The organism is Rhizobium sp. NPDC090275 (assembly GCF_044772225.1).
Lineage (GTDB): Bacteria > Pseudomonadota > Alphaproteobacteria > Rhizobiales > Rhizobiaceae > Rhizobium.
Map to the genome: position 1 here is coordinate 438,490 of NZ_JBIVYL010000004.1, position 19,880 is coordinate 458,369.

Annotated in this window: 19 protein-coding genes; 7 read left to right on the plus strand and 12 right to left on the minus strand. The window is 60.4% G+C overall.

Going from position 1 to position 19,880, the window contains the following annotated elements; genetic code table 11:
• Window positions 1–12 precede the first annotated feature (12 nt).
• Window positions 13–282, plus strand: a complete 270-nt coding sequence (locus ACIQUB_RS13180) for a hypothetical protein (protein WP_018896781.1) — start codon at window positions 13–15, stop codon at window positions 280–282.
• 27 nt (window positions 283–309) lie between these two features.
• On the opposite strand, the gene ACIQUB_RS13185 is transcribed toward ACIQUB_RS13180, so the two are convergent.
• The 6 genes from ACIQUB_RS13185 to ACIQUB_RS13210 all read right to left on the minus strand — a co-directional run bounded on the left by ACIQUB_RS13185 (window position 310) and on the right by ACIQUB_RS13210 (window position 4,033).
• Entirely contained in the window at window positions 310–708 is a 399-nt protein-coding gene (locus ACIQUB_RS13185; protein WP_018896782.1) for a helix-turn-helix domain-containing protein, read from the minus strand.
• Between the two features lie 4 nt (window positions 709–712).
• Entirely contained in the window at window positions 713–862 is a 150-nt protein-coding gene (locus tag ACIQUB_RS13190; protein WP_402930070.1) for a hypothetical protein, read from the minus strand.
• A 445-nt stretch (window positions 863–1,307) separates the two neighbouring features.
• On the minus strand, window positions 1,308–1,802 hold the full coding sequence (locus tag ACIQUB_RS13195) for a cupin domain-containing protein (protein WP_402930071.1): 495 nt from the start codon (window positions 1,800–1,802) through the stop codon (window positions 1,308–1,310).
• 53 nt (window positions 1,803–1,855) lie between these two features.
• Window positions 1,856–2,185, minus strand: coding sequence for a chaperone modulator CbpM (locus tag ACIQUB_RS13200; RefSeq protein WP_111560689.1), 330 nt, complete (start codon window positions 2,183–2,185; stop codon window positions 1,856–1,858).
• A gap of 2 nt (window positions 2,186–2,187) precedes the next feature.
• Entirely contained in the window at window positions 2,188–3,105 is a 918-nt protein-coding gene (locus ACIQUB_RS13205) for a DnaJ C-terminal domain-containing protein (RefSeq protein ID WP_402930074.1), read from the minus strand.
• A gap of 127 nt (window positions 3,106–3,232) precedes the next feature.
• The gene (locus ACIQUB_RS13210) at window positions 3,233–4,033 is read right to left on the minus strand and encodes an inositol monophosphatase family protein (RefSeq protein WP_402930076.1); all 801 of its coding nucleotides are present in this window, start codon (window positions 4,031–4,033) and stop codon (window positions 3,233–3,235) included.
• A gap of 215 nt (window positions 4,034–4,248) precedes the next feature.
• Between ACIQUB_RS13210 and ACIQUB_RS13215 the strand changes: the two genes are divergently transcribed.
• The 3 genes from ACIQUB_RS13215 (at window position 4,249) to ACIQUB_RS13225 (ending at window position 8,631) form a co-directional block, all read left to right on the plus strand.
• A complete protein-coding gene (locus ACIQUB_RS13215) occupies window positions 4,249–5,262 on the plus strand; it encodes a substrate-binding domain-containing protein (RefSeq protein ID WP_402930078.1) in 1,014 nt (337 codons plus the stop codon).
• Between the two features lie 120 nt (window positions 5,263–5,382).
• The gene (locus ACIQUB_RS13220; RefSeq protein ID WP_402930080.1) at window positions 5,383–6,267 is read left to right on the plus strand and encodes a helix-turn-helix domain-containing protein; all 885 of its coding nucleotides are present in this window, start codon (window positions 5,383–5,385) and stop codon (window positions 6,265–6,267) included.
• Between the two features lie 171 nt (window positions 6,268–6,438).
• The gene (locus ACIQUB_RS13225) at window positions 6,439–8,631 is read left to right on the plus strand and encodes a TonB-dependent siderophore receptor (RefSeq protein ID WP_402930082.1); all 2,193 of its coding nucleotides are present in this window, start codon (window positions 6,439–6,441) and stop codon (window positions 8,629–8,631) included.
• A gap of 92 nt (window positions 8,632–8,723) precedes the next feature.
• On the opposite strand, the gene ACIQUB_RS13230 is transcribed toward ACIQUB_RS13225, so the two are convergent.
• Window positions 8,724–8,870 carry a hypothetical protein gene (locus ACIQUB_RS13230; protein WP_018896790.1) on the minus strand — a complete coding sequence of 49 codons (147 nt, stop codon included), beginning with the start codon at window positions 8,868–8,870 and terminating at the stop codon, window positions 8,724–8,726.
• 283 nt (window positions 8,871–9,153) lie between these two features.
• On the opposite strand from ACIQUB_RS13230, the gene ACIQUB_RS13235 reads away from it, so the two are divergent.
• Both ACIQUB_RS13235 and ACIQUB_RS13240 read left to right on the plus strand, forming a co-directional pair.
• Complete coding sequence (locus ACIQUB_RS13235; RefSeq protein ID WP_402930084.1) at window positions 9,154–12,090, plus strand: PAS domain-containing protein; 2,937 nt, start codon at window positions 9,154–9,156, stop codon at window positions 12,088–12,090.
• A gap of 265 nt (window positions 12,091–12,355) precedes the next feature.
• On the plus strand, window positions 12,356–12,970 hold the full coding sequence (locus ACIQUB_RS13240) for a biliverdin-producing heme oxygenase (RefSeq protein ID WP_402930086.1): 615 nt from the start codon (window positions 12,356–12,358) through the stop codon (window positions 12,968–12,970).
• Window positions 12,971–13,017: 47 nt separating this feature from the next.
• On the opposite strand, the gene ACIQUB_RS13245 is transcribed toward ACIQUB_RS13240, so the two are convergent.
• Window positions 13,018–13,245, minus strand: coding sequence for a hypothetical protein (locus ACIQUB_RS13245; RefSeq protein WP_026282694.1), 228 nt, complete (start codon window positions 13,243–13,245; stop codon window positions 13,018–13,020).
• A gap of 348 nt (window positions 13,246–13,593) precedes the next feature.
• Here ACIQUB_RS13245 and ACIQUB_RS13250 point away from each other — a divergent pair, with 348 nt between their 5' ends.
• Complete coding sequence (locus tag ACIQUB_RS13250; protein ID WP_402930088.1) at window positions 13,594–15,603, plus strand: N,N-dimethylformamidase beta subunit family domain-containing protein; 2,010 nt, start codon at window positions 13,594–13,596, stop codon at window positions 15,601–15,603.
• Here the strand turns inward: ACIQUB_RS13250 and ACIQUB_RS13255 are convergent.
• The 4 genes from ACIQUB_RS13255 to ACIQUB_RS13270 all read right to left on the minus strand — a co-directional run bounded on the left by ACIQUB_RS13255 (window position 15,600) and on the right by ACIQUB_RS13270 (window position 19,853).
• A complete protein-coding gene (locus ACIQUB_RS13255) occupies window positions 15,600–16,382 on the minus strand; it encodes an ABC transporter ATP-binding protein (protein ID WP_018896797.1) in 783 nt (260 codons plus the stop codon). The two genes, ACIQUB_RS13250 and ACIQUB_RS13255, sit on opposite strands and share 4 nt — an antisense overlap.
• Window position 16,383: 1 nt before the next feature.
• Window positions 16,384–17,241: an ABC transporter permease gene (locus tag ACIQUB_RS13260; RefSeq protein WP_402930090.1), complete on the minus strand. Its 858-nt coding sequence runs from the start codon at window positions 17,239–17,241 to the stop codon at window positions 16,384–16,386.
• 24 nt (window positions 17,242–17,265) lie between these two features.
• Window positions 17,266–18,282: an ABC transporter substrate-binding protein gene (locus tag ACIQUB_RS13265; RefSeq protein WP_402930092.1), complete on the minus strand. Its 1,017-nt coding sequence runs from the start codon at window positions 18,280–18,282 to the stop codon at window positions 17,266–17,268.
• 278 nt (window positions 18,283–18,560) lie between these two features.
• Window positions 18,561–19,853 carry a hypothetical protein gene (locus ACIQUB_RS13270; protein ID WP_402930094.1) on the minus strand — a complete coding sequence of 431 codons (1,293 nt, stop codon included), beginning with the start codon at window positions 19,851–19,853 and terminating at the stop codon, window positions 18,561–18,563.
• Between the last annotated feature and the right edge of the window lie 27 nt (window positions 19,854–19,880).

The following is a 19,880-nucleotide window of genomic DNA, read 5'->3' on the forward strand; positions in this document are numbered from 1 at the left end:
GGAGCGGACGAGATGAACATTCAGACGATGGACGAGGGAAGCGGAAGCGAATACGCGAGGATTTTCCGCTTGCTGTCGGCCGCGAAGGACGAAGCGCAGAAGCTCAAGTTGAACAACCTGACGCATCTGACGAACATGGCTCTGCTGCAGGTCGTCATCGATTGGGATGGAATCGACCCGGAGCGTGAGCTGGACGTGAATCTGGAAAAGCTGATCGGTACCAAGACGAAAGTGGCAATGAAAGACGCGCGAGAAAATCTCGTCGTCCTGGAACGCCACTAATCGTTGATGGGATCCGCCGAAGCCGCTTTATTCGGCGGCTTCGCTTTCGATCTGCTCCATGCCGGCAATTGCCTGCACCAGCTTGACGATCTTCTTGCGAACCTGCTCGTTCTTGATCGACAGGAAGGCAGCGTTCAGGAGCACACCGTCGCGCGATACGACGAATTCGTCGCTCGGGGTCGGATTGTCATTGGCGTTGGCCGAAATATCTTCGAAGAAGGAGCGGACGTCGACATCGAGCGCACCGGCGATTTCGACGAGCATGCTTGCCGAAACGCGGTTCGAGCCCTTCTCGTATTTCTGAATCTGCTGGAACGTGACGCCGACGCGGTCGCCAAGTTCGGTCTGCGAAACCTTGCGCATCAGGCGCTTGATGCGGATCGTCTTGCCTACATGGACGTCGACGGTATGCGGAGCTTCTTTCATGGCCTTATCCTTCTAACGCCGGTGCGGCGTGCTTATTATTCCCTGCGGCAACCTTACCAAGATATTTGAACGGATCAATTGTGCCGCCCATTTTTATTCCCGCCAGCTCATGTGCCTGAAGACCCTGACTTTCAACTGAAAACAGCCCTTGCATCAGCAAATTTGTGCGACGTCGAATGCAATCATAAGTAAGTATTCCAGTTCATTTTGACCAAACGAGGCTCATATACATCCTCCGGTAGATAAATCGCCGGAATTTGAGATTAGCATCGAAGGCCGTTATATCCGCTGGGAACGTTCCTTTTAGGGCTTTTCCGCGCGGTAACAAAACGGTGTACGCGGCAAACTGACGATTGGATTAGTGCTTGCTGAACTTATTGTTGTGATCTGCATTTGTTCGCGCCGGAAAGCGAAAACCCCTGCTGAGCAGTGCTTTTGACGTAAGGTGCTGGATGAAAACATGAATCTGGCTGTCGTTTTCTCGCAAATTTCGAGCGCGGGGATCAATGCATCGCTTCGCCTGGACCAAAGATTTATCTGAAGAAATTTGCGGGAGCGGCCGTCGATCAATTCTTCATTAGCACACTACCGAGAGTGGATTATTTGTGTATCGGATCGATCCAACGAACGTCTTCAGGCTTTTCAACCGGTTCAATATCGAGATTGACCACCACGGGTTCCTGCCCGGACCGAACGAGCACGCATTCCAGCGTCTCGTTTTGGCTCGCATTGATCTCTTGATGCGGCACGTAAGGCGGCACGAAAATGAAGTCGCCAGGTCCGGCCTCGGCGGTAAATTCGAGATTGTCGCCCCACCGCATCCGCGCCTTGCCCTTCACGACATAAATGATGCTTTCGAGGTCGCCATGGTGGTGCGCTCCGGTCTTCGCGTTGGCGTGGATCGTAACCGTACCGGCCCAGATTTTCTCAGCGCCGGCGCGGGCATTGTTGATCGCCGTCGCGCGGTTCATGCCCGGGGTCTGCGCGGTGTTCGGATCGAGCGCATTGCCCGGGATGACCTTCACGCCGTGCTCGCGCCAGTCGATGGATTGATGCGAATGATCGGCGTCCTGGGAGCCGTGATCGTTGCTCAAGTCGGGTCTCCTTCCCTTGTCCGGCTGCGGGCATCGCGCTTAGCCGGAGCCGTTCAGCCTGCTCGCGCGGAAAGCGCGTCGAGCTTGTGGCGCAACCGGCGGCGTACGTCGTCGTCCTGCTGCTCCATTGCGCCAAGCATGTCACGGACGGTGCCGCGCAGCCCGTGTATCTGGTCGACGAGATCCATGATTAGGTCGACGCCGGCTTCGTTGACGCCCATATCGCGGGTGAGGTCGAGGATCAGCCGCGCCCGCGCGACATCGTCGTCACGGAACTCGCGGTCGCCGTCATGGGCTTCGGGGATCAGCCAGCCCTGCTCGATCCACACGTCCACCACGGTCACGTCGATCTTCAGGGTTCGGCGGAATTCAAGATCATTCATGGCTACTCCTCCATGCCTTTTCTCGGATTCTGCGGATTGGCCGGCGTCCACTCGCTCATGAATTCGGCAAGCTTCGGGTCCGGCTCATCCGGCAAGACGACTTTCAGCGACACATAGATATCGCCGGCGCCACCACCGCGCTTCGGCGCGCCCTTGTCCTTCAGGCGCAAGACCTTGCCGGTGCTGGAGTTGGCGGGCAGCGTGAGATTGACCGCGCCGGATGGCGTCGGCACACGCACCTTGCCGCCGAGCACCGCCTCTGGCAGCGATATCGGCAGATCGATGCGGATATCATCGCCATCGCGAACATAGAACTTGTGCGGACGAACGCGGATCTCCACCAGCGCGTCACCCGGCGGACCGCCGCCGATTCCCGGCTCGCCCTTTCCCTTCAGGCGCAGCGTCTGGCCGTCGCGGGTTCCGGCCGGGATCTGCAGGTCGAGTGCTGGGCCATCCGGAAGACGTATCTGCGTCTTGGTGCCGTTGATGGCGTCGAGAAAATCGACTTCCATTGAATATTGCCGGTTCTGCCCCTGCGAGCGGAATTGCCCACCGCCGCGCCCGCGTCCGGAGAAGAAGCTTGAGAATATGTCGTCGCTGTCGCCGAAGTCGGCAAAGCCGGCATTGTTCTGATAGCGGCCGCCAGCGCCGGCCTGCGAGGCGTAGTCGCGATAATAGTTGCGCTGCGCCTGCTCGGCGCCCGTCATGTCGATCTCGCCTCTGTCGAAGCGCTTGCGCTTGTCTTCGTCGCCGACAATCTCGTATGCGGCCGAGATTTCCTTGAAGCGGTCCTCGGCCTGCTTATCGCCGGGGTTCAGGTCCGGGTGCAGTTTCTTGGCGAGCTTGCGGAACGCGCTCTGGATCTCTTTTTGCGTAGCGTCCTTCTTGACGCCCAGAAGCTCGTACGGATCTCGGCTCATACATGTCTCCGTTCAGCCGGCGCGGATCGCCGGCATTCTTCGCATGTATATATAGGTTGCAAAATCGCGTCAGACGAGAGGCGCGATGTCGCTCCTGTTCTCGCGCCCGCCGCCGAGGCGAACGTGTTTAGACGCCGGCGATCTTGCGGAGGTCGTCGATAGCGCCGGGTCCCGCCGCGAGCACCTTGGCGCCCTTGGTCAGTCCCTCGCCGTTGGTCGGGAATGAGTGGAACCAGCCGCCGGCTTCCTTGACGAGGCAATATCCGGCCAAGCAGTCCCAGGCATGCATGTAGGGCTCGTAATATCCGACGAGGCGGCCCGCGGCGACATAGGCGAGCATGAGCGCGCCGGAACCGTTCCGAATGAAATTGCCGCCTGCCTCCAGCAGTTCCTCGACCATCTTGGCGACCGTGGCGGGCGAAACATGGCTGTTCGCGCCGATGCCGGTAACCGCATTGCGGATATTGCGGTCGGGGCTGAGCTCGAGCCTCTTGCCGTTCAAGGTTGCGCCCATGCCGAGCGCGGCGGCGTAAATCTCATCATGGCATGGCGAGGCGATCACGCCGACGACAGGCACGTCGTCATGCAGCAGGCCGATCGAAACGCACCAGTTCGGCATGCCGTTGACGAAGGGGCTGGTGCCGTCGATCGGATCGATCACCCAAGTGAAGCCCGACGTGCCTGATGTGAGACCATACTCTTCGCCGAGAACGCCATCTCCTGGATAGGCTTCGGCAAACCGTGCGCGGATCAGGTTTTCGACCTCCCGGTCGGCGATCGACACGACGTCTTGGGGATCGCGCTTCGTCTCGATCACAAGGGTGTCACGACGCTTGAAATAGTCGAGCGCCACGGCGCCTGCCTCGCGGGCAACGGCCTCGGCTAGGGCCTGACGTGCTTCGAGCCCTGGAATAACGCGCAATGTCATCGCAACAAGTCCTTTATCGGAAACGATGGCTGGATACAGCCGCTGAAAGTCGCGCTCGCAAGCCGCTTAGGGCACCGTTGCAAGCGCGTGCAAAGCGAACACTTCGCCGCGCGTCATGTCAATATTCGTCATGAAAACTTCATATTGGCCGAGGTCGTTACGGATTGCACGCAAGTGCAACTCGATGCAAAGGTGCGTGCAACAAAAGGATTGTCATGCCGTCTAAATTATTCGTCAGCGCGCAGGAAGTTGCCGAGAGGGCAGGGGTGTCACGTTCCGCCGTATCGCGAACCTTCACGCCCGGAGCCAGTGTATCCGCTGACACCCGCAGGCGCGTGCTGGAAGCGGCCGAAGCGCTCGGCTATCACGTCAATCATCTTGCCCGCGGCCTGATGCGCAACGAGAGCGGCATCGTGTGCTTGATCGTTTCCGATGTCGCGACGCCCTATCGTTCGGCGCTGCTGCGGGAACTGACCATTCAGCTGCAGAATGCGGGCAAGGTCGCGATGTTCGTCAACACCGATCGCTCGGATGGCAGCGTCGATCGCGCGCTGCAGCAGGCGATCCGCTACCGGGCCGATGCATCGATCATCCTCTCCGGCCTGCCGGACAAGTCGATCACCCAGCTCTGCCTCCGCAGCGGCCAGCGTCTTGTGCTGATCAACCGCGACGACGATCAGCCCGGTCCGTTGAAGATCAATCTCGACGACTATGAGTCCGGCGGCAGGATCGCGACCGCATTCGTGCGGGCAGGATGCAAAACGCTCGCCTTCGCGAACTCCGAAGCCGGGACGCCGAGCCTGATGGGTCGCGAGCGCGGCTTTATCGCCGCAGCCACGAAGCTCGGTCTCGAGGTCGTCGTCGAGCGCTATGGATCGACGGGATACGAGGCGGGTCGGGTGCTTGCGCAACGCATGCTGACGCGCGCCGAGCGGCCTGATGGCGTGTTCTGCGCGACCGATTTGCTTGCCTGCGGCTTCATGGATGCCGCGCGTCACCAGTTCGGGCTGTCGATCCCGGATCAGCTGTGCGTCGCCGGCTTCGACGATATCGAGCAGGCGTCGTGGTCGTCCTTCAATCTCACGACCTTCGCGCAGCCGGTGACGGCGATCGCCACGCAGGCGGTAAAGTGGCTTGCCACCGGTGGCCATGAGGAAGAGCCGGAAGAGGCTCATTCGGTTCGCTTGAAAGCCGAGCTCATCTGGCGCGGTTCCATCCGCAAGGGTTGAACGAGCCGGTACAGACACTGCGGCCCTTAAAATATGGGGGCTTTTTTGGCGCGGGATTGCGTTAGAGCGCCGCTTGCCTTAAACTTGAGTTTATCGAGAAGGTATAATGCGCGCCCATCCATGACATTTCAACCCCGCATGCAGAACAAGATCGAAGGTTTCTCCGTCGTCGGCGGCCTTCACAGGCGATGCTGGAACGGCATCGTTGCGGATGTTTGGGATGTGGAGTGCGCGCCCTATGCCGGCGGCTACTATGTGTCGAATGACCCCAGGCTGTTCATTCTTCTCGACATGAATGGCGCCGGCCGTTCGACGATGAAGCTGAGCTCGAAGGGCGCGGGTGCCGCGGAAGAGGACGAAAACCAGCCGATTTCCTATGTGCCTGCGGGAATGGAGCTCTGGGCCAATCTGAAGAACGTGCAATTTCTTCGTCATCTGGATCTGCATTTCGACGCCGAGATCGTGGCGCGCCGTTTGATGGAGGAGCTCGATCCGGATCGGCTGACGAGCCCACGCTTGCTGTTTTCCGACGAACGCGTGCTGACGCTGTCGCGCATGATCGCGGCCGAATGCATGAACCCGGCACCGCTGCACGATCTCTATGGCGACGGTCTGGCACTGGCGCTGATCATCGACGTGATGAAGCTTGGGAAGAGCGAGGTGCGCAAGCGCAGCAAGCTCGCTTCATGGCAATTGCGCAAGGCAACGGATTTCATCACCGAGAACTGCATGCGCAATATTCGGCTGGAAGAGCTTGCGACGCTGGCCGGGCTCTCGCAATCCCACTTTAGCCACGCCTTCAAGGCCTCCACCGGCATGGCGCCGCATCAGTGGCAGATGAATGCCCGGCTGGAGCGCGCGAAAGAGCTCCTGCTTCAGGGGGATCAGTCGCTCATGGTCATCGCCGCCGAGACTGGCTTCTCGGATCAGGCGCATTTTACGCGCGTCTTCCGCAAGAATATCGGCACGACGCCTGCGACGTGGAAGAAGGCCCGCGTTGCCTGAACGACACAGCGTGTGAGCGTTTGGACGTGCTTTGAAAAATTGCCCAAAAACATTCAATTCGTCCGCGATCGCGACAAGCTGGACCGTTAAAACTGAGTTAATCACTCATCTTATTCTTGATGTTGGCCGGGCCGTTGGGACGACGGTGGCGTGAGTAGGGTGATAATGTATATGGGTGCGAGAGCAGACCGCGTGATCTTCAAGGCAAAGCTTTTGGCGGGTGTCGCCATCTTCGGCGCGAGCGCCACATTCGCGGTCGCGCAGGATGCGACCGAGCTGAAGCCGGTTGTTATCCAGGGCGCCGGCAATTCGGCGGCGGACGGCGCCAGCGAGGCAACCGGCCCCGTGAAGGGCTATGTGGCCAAGAAGAGCACGGCGGGCTCGAAGACGGATACCCCAATCAACGAAATACCGCAGTCCGTCTCCGTCGTCGGTCGCCAGGAGCTCGATGATCGGGCTGTTGTCAACAAGGTTGATGAAGCCCTGCGCTACACGGCGGGCGTCGCCACGCAGACCTTCGGCACCGATCCGGATACCGACTGGTTCTACATCCGTGGTTTCGACGCCGGACAGAGCGGTATCTATCTCGATGGCCTCAACCTGTTTTCTTATAGTTTCGGCAACTTCCAGATCGATCCCTTCATGCTGGAGCGCGTCGACGTCCTCAAGGGGCCGGCCTCGGTTCTCTATGGTGGCGCCAATGCCGGCGGCATCATCGATATGATCCGGAAGCGCCCGACCGACGATCCGCTCTATTATACCGAGATCGGCATCAACTCGAACGGCAACGCGTTTACCGGCTTCGACGTTTCCGACAAGGTCGGGTCGAGCGACACGATGACCTATCGCCTGACCGGCAAGATCGCCGGCGGTGATGGCTACACCGACTACACCCATGACCTGCGCGGCTTCGTCATGCCGCAGCTGACTATCTCGCCCGATGACACGACGAGCCTGACCGTCTGGGCCTATGCCGGTGGTCTCGATCAGGTTCACACAGGCAACGGCTTCCTACCTTACGAAGGCACGGTCGTTGACCGGCCAGGTATCGGCAAGATTTCGCGCCGCTTCTTCCCCGGCGAGCCGGATTTGGATACCGGACGTTACGATCAGCAGATGATCGGCTACGAATTTGAGCACGAGTTCGAAGGTGGCTGGAAATACTCATCGAATGTCCGTTACGGCCATCTCGATAAATATGAGTACCTTGTCTATCCCTCGCTTTATGCTAGCCAGACGGAACTCCAGCGCCTGAACTTCGAGGGCGACACCGGGGTCAATACATTGGCCTGGGATAATCGCATCGAAAACACGTTCGACCTCGGCGTCACTGAGCATAAGGTGATGGTTGGTGTTGATTACCGGCTGTACCGCATCGACAACGTGCAGAATTCCGTCTTCGGCGCCGGCTACCCGGCCCAGCCCTACAACGGCAATCTTGACGTATTGAACCCGATCTATGGCCAGCCCCAGCCGACGCCCGGAGCGCTTTACAGCGAAGACGTGACCATGAACCAGCTGGGCGTCTATGCTCAGGATCAAATCCATTTCGGCGATGGCTGGCTGGCAACGCTCAACGGCCGCTACGATTACGTCAACACCGACTTCACCGACCGCCTGGATGCTTCCAAGAGCTTCGACAAATCCGACGGCGCCTGGAGTGGTCGCGCGGGTCTCGCTTACGAGTTCGACAATGGCCTTACGCCCTATGTCAGCGCGGCAACCTTCTTCAACCCGCTGGTCGGCCGTGGCGGACACGGACCGCTGAAGCCGGAAGAGGGCGAACAGTATGAGGCCGGTATCAAGTATGAGCCGACCTTCATGGATGCGTCCTTCACCGCCTCCGTCTTCCACATCAACAAGCGCAACAACTCTGTTTCGATCCCGATCGCGCCTTTCACCGACCAGCTCGGCGAAGTGGAATCGAAGGGCTTCGAAATTGAGGCCAAGGTCAACATCGACGATAACTGGAAGCTGCTCGGCGCCTTCGCCGCGACCGACGTCACCGTTAAGCAGAATGACCCGAACCCCAGCCTGATCGGCAAGACGCCTTATGTCGTGCCTGACTACACGGCATCAATGTGGGTCGATTACACCGTGACGAACGGCCCGCTCGAAGGCCTCAGCCTCGGCGCCGGGGTTCGCCATAAGGGCCGCTCTTGGGCAGATGAAGCCAACACGCTTCGCGTTCCGGAATCGACCGTGTTCGATGCTGCCATCCGCTATGAAAAGGAAAACTGGACGGCATCGCTCAACGTCGCCAACCTGTTCGACAAGGAATATGTCGAGGCTTGCCGCACCAACGGCGCCTGCGGCTACGGCGATGCGCGGACCTTCACCTTCAAGCTTGCCAAGAAGTGGTAAGCTGACCGCACTTGTGAAAACGGCTGGAGGGCGATTTTCTTCGCTCTCCAGCCGTTGTCGTTTTAATGCAGGCGCCCTTTGGGATGCCTAAATCAGCCAGCCAGCGTGAAATAGATCCAGGCCGCGACAAAGGCAGCGATCACCACGACGATCGAGATCAGCTTGCGTAGCCATGGGCGTGGCGGCTTCGGGGTCTTCTGCGGCGCGGGCTTGCGGAACTGGATGACGTTATCGCTCATCTCGCCTGTTTCCTCGTTCTAGCGGACGACATCATGCTCCCATAGCAGCGTCAACTTAAATGAAAAAGCCGGTGATCGCGCCGCCCGTCTTTTTTCTGCTGATGGCAACCGAAGTGCAACTCCAGCGGACGTCATCTCAGCGCCTACATTTTGCGGTTTTCCGGCACGCGTCAGCGTCAGCATATTATGTCTGCCGGGGTGTTTGTTCTCGCCCTAGCGCCATGGACAGGGCCATTCCCGTCCCCTATGAAACAAGGGAATTTCTGGTTCATTTGGTGGCTTTATGACTTATCAGTTCACGTCCGGCCATTGGCCCATCGGCGGCGGCGAGACCGGAGAACTTGTTCGCCGTTTCGATTGGGCGGCAACCTCGCTTGGCCCGATCAGCGAGTGGCCGCAGAACCTGAGAATCAAGGTCAATTCGATCGTAAATTCGCCCATCCCGCAGGTGCTTATGTGGGGCGATGATCATGTGATGATCTATAACGACGGCTATGTGGAAATTGCCGGTAACTATCATCCGCGCGCGCTTGGCGCGACGGTTCCCGGCATCTGGCCGGAGATCTGGGACTGGAACAGCAAGATTCTCGAGGCCGGCTTCCGCGGTGAGGTCCAGTCATACCGCGACCAGAAGATGGTCCTGAATCGCAACGGCGTGCCTGAGGAAGTTGTCTTCGACCTGTTCTACACGCCGATCTACGACGACGACGGCAAGGTGAACGGCGTTCTCTGTACCGTGCTTGAAAACACCGACAAGGTGAAAGCGGTGAACGAACTCGCGGAAAGCCGCGAGGAACTGAAACGGCTGACTGATGCGCTTCCCATCCTCGTCGGTTTCATCGATCGCGGCCATATCTACCGCTTTGCCAACCAGGGCTACATGGAATGGTTCGGCCTGGATGCGGCCGATGTCGTCGGCAAGCATGTGTCCGAGGTGATCGGCCAGGCGAGCTACCAGACACGTCTCCCTCTGGTCGAGCAGGCGATGGCCGGCGACCGCATTATCACCGACACATCGATCGTCCGGCCTGATGGAACCGACCGCAACGTCGAGATACGCTATGTGCCTCGGCGCACATCGGGCGGCGATGTCGAAGGCATCTATGTGGTGATGATCGACATCGAGGATCGCAAGCGTTCCGAAGTCGCCCTGCAGCGCAGCAACGGTCGCTTCCGCGCGGCGGTAAACGCCGTTCATGGTGTGATCTGGACGAACGCCGCCGACGGACGGATGCTCGGCGAGCAGCCGGCATGGTCGGCGCTGACGGGGCAACCCTTCGAGAGCTACCAGTGTTACGGCTGGGCGGACGCCGTTCACCCGGATGATCAGGAAGGCTCGGTCGAGAGTTGGAAAGCCGCGGTCGCGGCGAAGGCGACCTATGTCCACGAGCACCGGGTCCGGCGTGCCGATGGCGTCTACCGAACCTTTGCCATTCGCGGCGTTCCGATCTTCGACGCTTCGGGCGAGATCGAGGAATGGGTCGGCGTTCACACCGATATCACCGAGCAGCGCGAGGCCGAGGCCAGCCTTCAGGAACATGCCACCAGCCTCGAACGGCAGGTGCGCCACCGCGTGCGGGCCGAGGAGCAGCTGCGACAGCTCAACGAAAGCCTCGAGGCACGGGTCGAAGCCGAGATCGCCGAGCGCCATCAGACCGAGCGCGCGCTGCAGCAGGCGCAGAAGATGGAAGCGATCGGCCAGCTGACGGGCGGCGTGGCGCACGACTTCAACAATCTGCTTCAGGTGGTCTCCGGCAACCTGCAGCTTTTGTCCAAGGATCTGATGGGCAATGAGCGGGCGGAGCGGCGCCTGGCCAATGCGCTGGCCGGCGTCAATCGTGGCGCGAAGCTCGCAAGCCAGCTGCTCGCCTTCGGCCGCCGGCAGGCGCTGGAGCCTCGGGTCATCAACATCGCCCGCTTCATCGGCGGCATGGACGATCTGTTGCGGCGTTCGCTGGGTGAAGCGGTCGAGATCGAAGTCATCACCAGCGGCGGGCTATGGAACACCTATGCCGACCCCACGCAGGTGGAGAACGCGCTGCTCAACCTTGCGATCAACGCGCGCGACGCGATGAACGGCTCCGGCAAGCTGACGATCGAGATGGGCAACGCCGCGCTCGACCAGGAATATGCGCGCAGCCATCAGGAGGTCATGCCCGGCCAGTACGTGATGCTCGCCGTCACCGATACCGGTACCGGCATGTCGCCTGATATCTTGAACAAGGTGTTCGAGCCGTTCTTCTCGACCAAGCCAGAGGGCAAGGGAACCGGGCTCGGACTGTCCATGGTCTATGGCTTCGTCAAGCAATCGGGCGGGCATGTGAAGATCTATAGCGAAGTGGATCAGGGAACGACGGTGCGCATCTATCTGCCGCGTTCCGTCGCCGACGAGGACCGTGAAGTGACCGTGCATGGCGGGCCGGTGGTCGGCGGCACGGAAACGGTGCTTGTGGTCGAGGATGACGAGGAGGTCCGCGCGATCGTCGTCGAGACGCTGTCCGATCTCGGCTATAGCGTATTGACCGCCAAGGACGCGCAGGCCGGGCTGAATGTCATCGAAAGCGGCATGCAGATCGACGTGATCTTCACTGATGTCGTCATGCCCGGACCGCTGAAGAGCAGCGAGATGGCGCGGCGTGCGAAGGAGCGGCTGCCCGGCGTGGCCGTGCTCTTCACGTCAGGCTATACGGAAAACTCGATCGTTCACGGCGGAAGGCTCGACCCGGGCGTCGAGCTGCTGTCCAAGCCCTATACGAGAGAAGCGCTGGCACGCCGGCTTCGCCACGTGATCGCGAACCAGAAGCAGGTCAGCCCTGCCTCCTCGCCGCGCAACGCGGCACCGATCGATCAGCCCGTTGCGGCGGTGGGTCCGCGCATTTTGCTGGTCGAGGACGATTTCCTGATCCGTTCCAACACGGCGGAAATGCTGCTCGATCTGGGGCATCAGGTGACGGAAGCGGCGGATGGCGCGGAGGCGCTGGAGTTCCTGCAGGCTAACGAGATCGACGTGCTGGTCGCGGATATCGGATTGCCAGATATCAACGGCATCGACCTTGCCGTTGCCGTGCTTCGTCTGCATCCGGATGTCGCCGTCGTGTTCGCGACCGGTGAGCACAGTTTGCCGGTCGGCGCTCCGTCCAAAGCCTTCCTGCTGCGGAAACCCTATTCCGAGATGGAGCTGAAATCAGCCGTGGAGCGCGCCTGGGCGACCAAACGCTAGGCGCGGTCCGGATCGATTGCCGATAAGGACGCCACGCGTAGGCGTTACATCACGCTGTGCAAAAGATTGCCCACGAAAATATACGGGTACATGATAGAAATATGAGTGATATTGTCATGAATCAAGGCGCTGCGATGGCGCCGTGATAAAGCCCCTCCGTCTCCATGAGATCTTTGTTCTTATGGGGTGGATGGATGGTAGTCCGCTCATAGATTTATTCGCTAAGGCCTGATCGAAGGCCAAAACTGATTGAAGGATTGAATGGATGTCGATTGCGACTGAGATCTCGCCGGTAACCGAGGACACCCGCACCAAGCGACTGAAAGCCGCGACACATGCAGCGCATGAGCGCCTGGATAAGCGCATCATGCAGCTCAATCCCTTCGCGGATCGGGAGAGCTACGCTCGCCTCGTCACCATGCAGTACCTGTTTCACCGGGATCTCGATGCCCTGTTCTTCAATGAAGAGCTCGACGCCTTCCTTCCCGATCTCGCCGGTCGCCGGAGGCTGGCGCTGATCGAGCAGGATTTTGTCGATCTCGGCGTCGCGATGCCGAAAGCGGATAGCGCACCGATATTCGCCAGGGGAGAAAAGGTCGCGCTTGGGGAAGCCCTCGGCTGGCTTTATGTGATCGAAGGCTCCAATCTCGGCGCCGCCTTCCTGTTGAAATACGCGGCCAAGCTCGGCCTCGACGAGAATATGGGCGCGCGCCACCTCGCCGGTGCGCCGGAAGGACGTGGCCTGCATTGGCGCACGTTCACGGCAGCGCTCGATAGCGTGGATCTGAGTGAGGACGAAGAGCTGGCGGCCATCGCCGGGGCGGACGCCGCCTTCGCGCGCGTCTACGATTTCGCGGAACTGGCTTTCGCCGGGCGCTGACCTCGCCTAGCCCTATCGCTCCAACCTGTGCCGGCGGCCCAGCCGGCTCAGGTCAGGATCAGGAAATTGGCGCAACTCGCGTCGACGCTTCCGATGCGGATTCGGTGTTCGGTCGCGGCTGAAAGCGGCCGGAAAATGACCCGCTTGGCTGCCTTTGCGCGCCGCAGTAATTCTTCGCCGGCAAACAATAGCCCGTCTTTTTCTGTCATTTCGTAGGCGACATGGCCGTTATGCCCGTCATCGGCAATAGTGATCGTCCCCAATCCTGAACGCATTATGTGCGCCTCCCTCGCATTGTGCATATCGTGCATTAGGGAGATAAAAAGTTCAATGTGCTGAATGGGTTGTCCACCTTTTGGCGAAGGGCAGGCGGACAAAGAAAAAGCCTCGCGAAGGGCGAGGCTGAAGTTTCGGCCGCATCGGGGAAAAAGAATGCGACCAAAGCGCTCTTAGCCTATTGCCTGCGTCGTTAACAGGCCAGAATCTGTCGGTTTGGTACGCATCACAAGAATATCTCGGTCAGCGCAGTGCTTGACGGCACCAAGATGTATAGACAAAATTCCTGCTGATAACTGGGTCGCCATCGGATTGCCGCCCCGACTTTGAGAATACGGGGTGCCGGCATGCGAAAGCGATTGAACCACGACGCAATGGCTGCGGTTGGTTTCATCGAGCCGTGGAGCGTGAAGGCTGGCTCCGTCACGGGCGCCTTTCTGTCCTGCGTCGATCCGAAGGCAAGCGTCAGGATCGTCGCGCTTGATCGCGACGAGGCGGAGGCAGTCGATTGGGAGATCGCACGGCTTTCGGATGCGCTTTCGATCCGCGAGTACGACCTCGGTTCCTGGGCCGAGATTCCGGCTACAGCCCTTCATTCCGACGTGTATGAACTGTCCCTCGAAATCCTCTTCACAAGGAACGAGACAGAGAAGCCGGTTATCGCGATCGGCCCGCTGCTCTTGAACCTAGAGCCGGATGGCCGTCTGGTTGCCGTGGTCGAGGGCGAAAGCCATACCATCGCCGAAGTCCGTAACGAGCGATGGTATCAACTCGACGTCTCCGTTTCGCCGGGCTGGGTAGGTTACAGGGTCAGGCGTGCTGACCAGCAGGTCGTAGCGGAATGCACGATCCCGCGCGTCGCGGCGGATATTACCGACTCGATCTGCATCGGCGGCGTCTCGGATCGTTCACACCAGACCTTGAACGCTAGGCTCAGCCGCATCCGTCTAATCAGCGCCGACCACGAGACGGAATGGCGCTTTCCCACCCGCGGTCCGGTAAGCGACATTCCGCCCGTGCAGCAAGGCGGCCCTGCGATCACCCTCCACAATGCGCCGACATTTGCGGTCGCCTCTCCACGCTTTACCGGCGAGATTCATGATCCCCGTCTGGCCCCCGATCATTTCGATGCCATCCACCTGCACGACGATGACTTCGGCGGTTTCGACTGGGCGGCGGATATGACGGTTCACATCCACGAGGATGCCCGATCCGGCGTCTATGCGCTCGAGATAAAGACCGATCGCGGCGTGGAGAGGCTGCCTTTTTTCGTTCGCCCGAGGGTGCCTCAATCGAACGTGGCAGTTCTGCTGCCGACGGCGACCTATCTCGCTTACGCCGACGAGCAACTACCGCCGCATCGCTACCCCTGGCATGGGAGCGACCGCGCGCATCTGTTCGCGATCGACAACAATTTCCTCAGCCTCTACGACACGCACAGCGATCTCAGCGGCGTCAGCCTGACCTCAAGCCGCCGCCCGCGCGCGACGCTGAGGGACGACTATCACTACCCCCTGTCGAACTCGCCGCATCTGCTCTCTGTCGATCTGCAACTGCTGAAATTCTACGCGCGGCATGGCATCGCGGTCGACGTGCTGACCGATCGCGATCTGCACGACGAAGGCTTGGAGAGCCTATCGCCCTATCGCCTGGTGCTGACAGGCAGTCATCCGGAATACTGGTCGTCGGCGATGATGAACGGGCTGGATCGCTATCTCGGCTCCGGCGGCAGCCTCGGCTATCTCGGCGGCAACGGCTTTTACTGGGTGGTCGCTTTTGACGGCGACAAGATGGAGCTGCGGCGCGGCAAGAACGATATCTGGAGCGGCCGGCCGGGCGAGATGCACCTCTCGATGACGGGCGAGCCGGGCGGAAACTGGGAAGATCGCGGCAACCGTCATCCCCAGGCGCTGGTTGGCGTCACCTATGTGATCATGAGCTTCGGCCCATCCCGACCTTACCGCCGGCTGAAAGGGAGCTACGGCGCCGAATATGCCTGGCTGTTCGATGGCGTCGGCGAGGTCTTCGGAGACGGAGGCACAGTGCTCGGCGGTGCGGCGGGGTATGAGGTGGATGCGGTGCTGCGCTCGGAGGACACGCCCGCCAACCTGGTTCGGCTGGCGGTCGCGGATGGCTTCGACGACAGCTTTCAGGTGCGTCCTGATCTCTGGCTTGTCGATGGTGAGGCGGAGCGGGCCGCGATGCGGCGATCGGATATGACGATCTATCGACACGAGGCCGGCGGGTTGGTGTTTTCCGCCAGTTCCGTCGCGTGGATCGGCGCGCTGCCGGCGCCGGGAGACGACAACGACGTCGGACGCATCATGCTCAATCTCGTCGGCCGGTTCAGAGCTTAAAGCGCATCATCCTGCTGCGAACCCGCGCGGATCGCCGCCAGCACTTCCTTCTGGATGGAGATGAAGTCCGAGGTCGAGATCATGTCCTGATGCCGCGGGCGCGCCAGTCCGACGTGGAAGGTAGCGTTGATCCGGCCGGGATTGATGCTCATCGAAATGATGCGGTCGGAGAGGTAGACGGCCTCTTCGACGTCATGGGTGACGAACAGCACCGTCAGGCGATGCTCTTCCCAGATCTGCGTCAGCAATTCCTGCATCTGATGGCGCGTCAGAGCGTCCAGCGCCCCGAAGGGCTCGTCCATCAGGAGCATCTTCGGCCGGTAGGACAGCGCGCGTGCGATGGCGACGCGCTGCTTCATGCCGCCGGATAGCTGCGAGGGGAAGGCATCGGCGAAACGGTCGAGCTTGACCAGATTGATATGGTGTCGCGCGACTTCCCTGCGCTCGGCAGCCGACAGGCCTGCCGCCTGAAGGGCGAACTCGACATTCTGCTGCGCGGTCAGCCAGGGCAGCAGCGTGTAGGACTGAAAGACGACGCCGCGATCGAGGCCGGGGCCGACGATCGGCGCGCCATCGGTTAATAGCACCCCGTCGTTGAACTTCTGCAGGCCGGCGACGATCGACAGAAGCGTGCTCTTGCCGCAGCCGGAGGCGCCGACCAGCGACACGAACTCGTTGTCTGCCAGTTCCAGATCGATGTCACTGAGGGCGTGAACGCTTCGCTTGCCCGATCCGTACCACTTGTTGAGCGATTGGATCTTCAGTTTCGGTTCAGTCATATCAATGTCTCGACGTATAACGGAAGAAAACACGCTCGAGAGCCTTCATGCTCTGATCGGTGATCAGACCAAGTATGCCAAGAAGCAGGATGTAGCCGATGATCGTCTGCGTCTGGAAATAACGCTGGGAGACCACGATGCGGTAGCCAAGCCCCGAGGTGGCCGCGACAAGCTCGGCCAGAACAAGCCAAGTCCAGGCCCAGCCCATGCTGATCCGGAGCGTATCCCAGATCCCCGGCAGTGACGACGGCAGGACGATGCGCCAGAGGATCTTCGGTTCCGATAGACCGAGCGTTCGACCAAGCCCGACGAAGTCGGGCGGCACGCGCTTGACGCTGTCCATCACCATCAGCACCTGCTGGAAGAAAGTGCCGATCCAGATGATGACGAATTTCTGGATGTCGCTTGTTCCGGCCCACAGGATCGTCAGCGGCACGAAGGCGACGACAGGCATGTAGCGGACGAAGTCGATAAACGGTTCGATCGCCGCTTCCCAGGTGCGGTAGCAGCCGATCATGATGCCGATCGGGATCGCCATCAAGGATGCCAGCGCGAAGCCGACGAGCATTCTATAGATGCTGATGCCGGCATCGTTCAGCAGCGTCCCGTCGAGCGTCAGTTCCACCATCTTGGTCCAGACAGCGCTCGGGCTTGGAAGAAAGATGGGCTTGACCCAGCCGGTCGCGGTCGCCGCCCACCAAAAGGCAAACAACAGCGCGAAGACGCACACCGCGATCAGGAGGAACGTTTTTGCGCCGAGCGGATCACCGATGCGGAATGCACTGGGCGGTCGCCCGACACCCGCGCGCGAGGACGCGCGGGTGTCGGTGCTGGCAGACGAGGATTGTGATGCCGACATGGATGATCCGTCTTGAGTAGCGCGTTACTTATTGGCCGCGTCGACGAAGGACGAGTCGATCATCTGTTCGGCGGTCACGTCCTGGGTCAGGATCTTGGCGAGCTTGGCGGCCTTGAGCACATCGACGAATGTCCTGGTCTTGAACTCGCCGGCGAAGGCCTTGGACGCTTCGGCGGTCGTGTAATACTGCACGCCGTCGAATGCGGTTGCGAGGTCTTCAGGCGACGCGCCAACGGCCTTGGCGATGATCGCGCGGTCCTCGGCGGTGTTGGCCTTGTAGTCGGCGAGCGCTGCGTCCCAGGCCTTCAGCATGGCCAGAACCTGGCCCGGCTTGGACTTCAGAACGTCTTCGCGAACAACGAGCACGTCGGACACGAGGCCGGGGTCCTTGCCGGCTTCGAAGAGAAGCTTGACGGCCTTGTCCTGCGCGCGTGCGGTCGAGATGTAGGGCTCGTAGGTCACGGCAACCGGGACCTGGCCGGCGATCAGAGCGGAACCGGCATCGGCGGCCGGCATCGGAACACGGGTGATGTCGTCGATGGTCATGCCGTTGGCAGCGAGCGCGTAGTTCAGCAGGATGTCGCTGGTCGTGCCTTCTTCATAGGCAACGCTCTTGCCCTTCAGGTCGGCAACGCTGTTGATGTCGTTGCCGGCGAGAATGGCATCGGCCGTGAGACTGAAATCGAGGAGCGAGACGATCTTCACCGGCAGGCCGGCGGCGACCATGCCCATCGCGGTGTGGGTCGCGATGTTGGCTGCGTCCAGTTGGCCGCTGGCGAGCGCCGCGTTCAGGTCCTTGTCTTCGGTAAAGTTGACCAGCTCGACTTCTTCGAGACCGGACTTCTTGAACAGATCCTTGTTGGCCGCGACGTGCCACTGGCCGTAGCCGAGCCATGGCTCGATACCGAGCTTGAACGTGCCGGCTTCCGGCTTGGCGGGAATGTCGGCTGCTGCAGCCGGGACGGCTTGCGTGAGAGCGCCGATGACGCCGGCGACGATGGCCAGGCGCGACATGTGAGACTTGATGGATGCGTATGTCATGGTAACCCCTCTTTTCTACGATGATGTGTTCGCTAGGCTCGAAGCCGAGACGTCATTCGTGTGTTTTGTATGCTCAGCCTATATTTTGGGCGGTCGGCAGAACAGCATTATGTATAGTCATTTCTTTGCCCGAACTTGTAAATCTGAATCTGCGCGATACCGCCGATTGGCGCCTCGCAAAGCCAGAAAACCTCTACCTCTCTATGAATGTACCTGTCGATTTCGGCAATCGCCGATGTCGCGTTTTGGCGAATTCGTGATGGTGCAAAACGCTCATCTCACGCCTGCTCCGGATCGATCGCGTCGAGGAACCGGGTCACGATATCCGCGCCCGCTGTCGGCTCGCTGCCCACCATGACGGCCGTTGAAAAGCCGATCAGCGAGGAGGTTGGATTATGCGTGGCCGCGCCGGCGCGAAGGTTCATCACCAGCGTCGGGCAGAGGAAGAGCCCGAGCCGGATTACCGTCCTCCAATCCTCTGGAAGCAGCGCTCGGCTCTTCAGCTCCGTAAGCAACGGCTTCCACAGCGCCGTTGCCTTGACGTCGAGAAGGGCCTGACGGACCGGGCTCGGCTGCCAGTCGAAGTCGGCATGCAGCGTGCCATTGTCGTAGCACGCCCGGGCTTCGAACTTTTGCTCGGCCAAAGCCGGCTCGTAGAGCCAGAGCGGATGGGCGAAGATGTTATGGAAGGTGGTTTTCACTTCCGCAAGCAGCGTCGGAATGTGCTCGCCGGCAAAAGCCGGGTCGAAGAAGGCGAGCGACGCACCGTCCTCGCTCCTGCGATACCAGACGTTTGCGTTGTGGGCGTCGCCGTGGGCGGTGACACCGCCGGCATCGGCAAGGCGATGCGGCGCAAGGCGATTGTGCGCATCGTCAAACAGCTCGCCGACCGTCTTTTCATAGGCGACGCCGTTGATGACGAAACGCGCCGCTGCAAATTCGCTCCAATCGAGCGAAACACCGGGGAAGGCGAAGCGCTTGCCGATGTAAAAGCTCTCGTAGCGCCCACCTGGGAATGTCGCGCCGGGTTCGCTGACGAGGCGGGCGGAAAACAGCCGGTGCACGGGCTCCTCAGCCACCTGTTCCGGCGTCACCGGGTGCAGCGTCTCCAGGTAGACCTTCAGCACGGCCTCGCTCAGCTTGCGTTCGGCGTCCACCGCCTCCGCGGCGGCGGCCGCATCCGGTTCGAGATCGATCGCGCGCAGGACGTCGGAGAACCTGGGGTCGAAGCGGCGCTTGTAAACGAGGATCTGTTCGCCGGGCAGGGTCGACATCATCACAGGCTGATCGACGGGAAGTCCCGCGCGCGTCAGGATATCCGCGCGGTAATATTCACCGCCCATCTTCTCTTCGCCTTCCTCCTGGTGGAATTTGAAGAAGTATTTCTCCTCGCCGCTTTCGAAGAAGCCATTCAGCGAGTTCAGGCTGTACTGGTCGAAATTGATCGCAAGGTTCCGCGCATCGAGCTCGAACAGATCGAAGAGCAACTCGGCGAGAAGTGTCTCGGCCACGCCATCGCGCTTCTTGGCGTGATCGCGGATAATGGCGGTTCGGCTGTTGGTCTGGCTCATGGAATGCGCTTCTCGAATAAACTGGGT